The sequence below is a fragment of the Kitasatospora sp. NPDC057542 genome (assembly GCF_042801945.1).
In the GTDB taxonomy this organism is placed as follows: domain Bacteria; phylum Actinomycetota; class Actinomycetes; order Streptomycetales; family Streptomycetaceae; genus Kitasatospora.
The window spans coordinates 1-4,161 of sequence record NZ_JBHVFE010000630.1; the positions used below are offsets into that span (position 1 = coordinate 1).

The 4,161-nt window shown below is 71.6% G+C and carries 3 protein-coding genes; 1 reads left to right on the top strand and 2 read right to left on the bottom strand.

Annotated features, from left to right (window positions below):
* Positions 1-48: 48 nt before the first annotated feature.
* Positions 49-1,056: an ATP-binding protein gene (locus ACFU7Y_RS41115; RefSeq protein WP_224283933.1), complete on the bottom strand. Its 1,008-nt coding sequence runs from the start codon at positions 1,054-1,056 to the stop codon at positions 49-51.
* Positions 1,057-1,274: 218 nt separating this feature from the next.
* Here ACFU7Y_RS41115 and ACFU7Y_RS41120 point away from each other — a divergent pair, with 218 nt between their 5' ends.
* Positions 1,275-2,165 carry an oxidoreductase gene (locus ACFU7Y_RS41120; RefSeq protein ID WP_224283932.1) on the top strand — a complete coding sequence of 297 codons (891 nt, stop codon included), beginning with the start codon at positions 1,275-1,277 and terminating at the stop codon, positions 2,163-2,165.
* A 379-nt stretch (positions 2,166-2,544) separates the two neighbouring features.
* Here ACFU7Y_RS41120 and ACFU7Y_RS41125 read toward each other — a convergent pair whose 3' ends face one another.
* Positions 2,545-3,342 carry an HAD family phosphatase gene (locus ACFU7Y_RS41125; protein WP_224283934.1) on the bottom strand — a complete coding sequence of 266 codons (798 nt, stop codon included), beginning with the start codon at positions 3,340-3,342 and terminating at the stop codon, positions 2,545-2,547.
* Between the last annotated feature and the right edge of the window lie 819 nt (positions 3,343-4,161).

Sequence of the window (4,161 nt, forward strand, 5' to 3'; positions counted from 1 at the left end):
TCCCCGGGGTGGGGGAGGCCGCGGCCCGTTCGGCTGCGGTGGCGCAGGTCAGACGTGGGCACCCGCCGGGGCCGTCCGCTCGCCGTCGTCGGCGAACTCACCCAGGACGAAGTCCTCGTCCACCTGGGTCGCGAGGTCGGTGCCGACCTTGGCGTTGGCCCAACTCTCTGCGTTGCGGCGGTGGAAGAGCGCCGCCTGCTCGGTGTAGCGGCGCACGTCCCGCCACCCGTACGCCGCGTCGGCCTCGATCCGCAGCTCCTCCAGCACCGCCCGGTTGGCCGGCTCCAGGGACTTCAGCGGCGGTTCGGCACCCTGCTCCAGGCGGCGCACCCAGTCCGACTGCCCGAAGGTGGTGAGCAGGTCGTCGCCGACCTCGCGGCGCAGGAAGGCCAGGTCGTCCGGGCCCTGCACCTTGTTGCCGACCACCCGCAGCTGCACGCCGAAGTCGCGGGCGTAGTCCCGGTACTGGCGGTAGACGGAGACGCCCTTGCGGGTCGGCTCGGCGACCAGGAAGGTCAGGTCGAAGCGGGTGAACAGGCCGGAGGCGAAGGAGTCCGAGCCGGCGGTCATGTCGGTCACCAGGTACTCGCCCGGCCCGTCCAGCAGATGGTTGAGCAGCAGCTCCACCGCGCCGACCTTGGAGTGGTAGCAGGCCACCCCGAGGTCCTCCTCGGTGAACGCGCCGGTCGCCAGCAGTCGGACCGAGCCCTCGTCCAGTGCGATCGGGCGGGCGCAGGAGGCGTAGACCGGGTTCTCCTCGACGATCCTCAGCAGTCGCGAACCGCGGCCGGGCGGCGTGGTTTTGATCATCTCGTCGGAGGAGCGGATCAGCGGGTTGCTGCCGCGCAGGTACTCCTTGATCTCCGGCAGGTGTCCGCCCAGCGAGGGCAGCTCGGCGCTCTGAGCGTCCGTCAGCCCCAGGGCCGGGCCCAGGTGCTGGTTGATGTCGGCGTCCACGGCGATGACCGGTCGGCCCATGGCGGCCAGGTGGCGGATGAACAGTGCGGACAGCGTGGTCTTCCCGCTGCCGCCCTTGCCGACGAAGGCGATCTTCATCTGGGGACTCCGGCTCTCGCTCAGGGCCCTCGCTGCGGGCCGCCTGTCCAGGGGTCGCGCACGACGCGCCCCCTAGTTGGAAATCGTTATCGTCTCCGATAGCGGCCATGCTAGCCGTGGTTTGGGTTTCGCCGGGAGGGGGAAGTGAGGATTGCCTCTAATGGGTGATGCGGGGTTGCTGTTCCGGGAGGGGCGCCTCGTTCATTACTCTCGGGTAGGTGAGCACTGGAACTGATCCCCTCGCCCCACTGGCCCAGCTCCCCGGGGTGCCCGACGCGGTGGCCGAGGTGCGCAAGGCCGTCGACCGGCTCTACGGCCACCGGGTGATGCGCCGCCGCGCGGCCGAGGTCACCTCCGAGTCCGCGCTGCGCGGCGCCCGCGCGTCGGCCGCCCTGGCCGGGTCCGACTGGCCGCTGGAGGAGGTCCGCCGCCGCAGCGACTTCGGCGCGGATCCCGAGGCCCGCACGGTCGGCGCGGCCCTGCGGATCGCCGCCGAGGCCGGTCAGCTGCTCAGCATCTGGCGGCACTCGCCGCTCCAGGTGCTGGCCCGGCTGCACCTGCTCGCGGTCGGCGACGGCGATCCGGCCGCCGGTCGCCCGCGGCGGGCCGGGGAGGGCGCCGAGGAGCTGTTCCCGCTGGAGCTGAAGCCGGTGGAGAGCGTCGAGGTCGAGGCCGTGGGCGGGCCGCTGCCCGTGCTGCCGCCCGCTCCGGGCGCGGAGGAGGTCGCGGCCCGGCTCGACCAGCTCTCCCGGCTGCTGGTGGCCCGCGCGGAGGGGCAGGGCGTGGGCACGCCGGCCCTCGTCGTGGCCTCGGTGGTGCACGGCGAACTGCTCGCGCTGCGGCCGTTCGGCACCCACAACGGGGTGATCGCGCGGGCCGCCCAGCGGATCGTGCTGATCGCCGAGGGCCTCGACCCGAAGTCGATCTGCCCGGCCGAGGTCGGCCTGGCGGAGCTGGGCACGGCCGCCTACCGCCGGGCCCTGGCCGGCTACCTGGCGGGCACCCCCGAGGGGATGGCGGCCTGGATCGCGCACTGCGGCCGGGCGCTGCGGCTCGGCGTGCGGGAGAGCACGGCGGTCTGCGAGGCGATGCAGCGCGGGATGGTCTGAGCGGCCGGACCGGGCGGCGCGCGCCCCGTGAGGGGGGCGCGCGGACACGCAGATGCGGCGGCACCTGATCCTGCTGGGTGCCGCCGCTGGTGCAGATACCGGGTGACCATGCATGCACCGGAAGTGCCGATCAGACGGGGATCCTGCCCGTTCGTCTGGTCCGGCGGCCCGACAGCGGGTCGGCTGCATGTGGGTGCCCGGATATCTGTACGTGCGGTCCGTGGGGCCTGAACTGCGTTGTCGGTTTGACCTCTTAGGTCCTGACCGGGTCTCGCGGGCCGTGCTTCATTTGTATCGCGTTTCGGGCGAAAGGGGAACCCGAAACGAGAAGTCCATCACGATTGACCGTTTTGTCCAAGGATTGCCCGGTCCAGTGGCCTCAGGCGACGGGACGCCGCCGGTGGGCCAGGTACCAGATCACCCCGGCGGTCACCGCGGCCGTCCCGACCGCCACGGCGGTCAGCACCGAGCCGCTCGGAGCGGAGAACTCGGGCAGCCGGCGCCGCAGTTCCACCGGCTTGTCGAAGACCAGCACCGGCCACTCCCGGGCCTGCGCCTCCTTCCGCAGCGCGCGGTCGGGGTTGACGGCCGACGGGTGACCGACCGCCTCCAGCAGCGGCAGGTCGGTGGAGGAGTCGCTGTAGGCGTAGGACGCGGCCAGGTCGTAGCCCTCGGTCGCGGCCAACTCCCGGATGGCGGCGGCCTTGTTCTCGGCGTAGGCGTAGTACTCGATCTCGCCGGTGTAGCAGCCCTCCTCGACCTTGAGCCGGGTGGCGATCACGTGGTCCGCGCCGAGCAGCCGGCCGATCGGCTCGACCACCTCGGAGCCGGAGCTGCTGACGATCACCACGTCCCGGCCGGCCGCGTGGTGCTGCTCGATCAGCGAGGCCGCCTCGTCGTAGATGATCGGGTCGATCAGGTTGTGCAGGGTCTCCGCGACGATCTCGCGCACCTGCTGGACGTTCCAGCCCCGGGTGAGCGCGGAGAGGTACTCGCGCATCTTCTCCATCTGGTCGTGGTCCGCGCCGCCGACCAGGAAGACGAACTGGGCGTACGCACTGCGCAGTACGGCCCGACGGTTGATCAGGCCGCCCTGGTAGAACGGGCGGCTGAAGGCCAGCGCGCTCGACTTGGCGATGATGGTCTTGTCGAGGTCGAAGAAGGCCGCCGTGCGCAGCCCGCCGGGTCGGGGGCGAACGGGCGGGCGGAGCTCTTCGGGCCCGGTCGTGTCGCCCTGGGACTCGTCGGCGTGGTCGTCGGCGTTCTCGGTGGTGTCCACGGGAACCGAGGATAGAGGCAGCCGCAAATCACCCCGCCATTCGGCGTACTCGCGGGCGTGCGGGTTTGTGTTTCTGGCCGCTCGGGTACACCATGGAAGTCACGGATCGTTCGCGACCGTGCTAACCCGGTCCGGCTCCTCCCCCCCGAGCCGGGCTGTGGATAGACGACCCCCGCTCTCCCCCCCGGCGGGGGTCGTCGCACGTCCGGGGCCATTTTCGGGGCTTGAACGCCCCTCGTGGCGCATTCGGCGCCGGCGCGTCGTCGGCTTACAGGGGGTGTCGGCAGCTCGGCTCGCCGATCGGCCTTCGTCACTCTGCGTTGCCATTTGCTCATGTCCGTCGAGGACCGAACGGCTGGTTCCGATCGGTGGTGCGGGCCCGTCCGGAAGCGGTGTCCGGAGTGCGGCGGTCGGCGGTCGGCGGTCGGCGGTCGGGAGAACGACGGAACGGGATGCGGCGGGCCTCGGTTCATCTCGGTGACCCCTTTCGTCAATTCTTCGCCGATTAGCCCCCCGCCCGGGTGAACGTTTTCATCCACAGCCCACGAGTTATCCACAGGCAATCGGAACCCGGATGACGGAATCCGGATCTCCCCCCACCGTGATGACCGGCGGCGGTCGCCGGGCAGGGCCTCATCCCTTTCCTCCCTCGGAGGGGTCTGTCGGGCGGCCGCCCGCCACAACCGTCCGACGTGCGCCGCCGGCCACCCCCGGTGG

Bases quoted from the DNA above. Each gene is read 5' to 3' on its own strand.
- ACFU7Y_RS41115 (WP_224283933.1), bottom strand. From the start codon at position 1,056: ATGAAGATCGCCTTCGTCGGCAAGGGCGGCAGCGGGAAGACCACGCTG.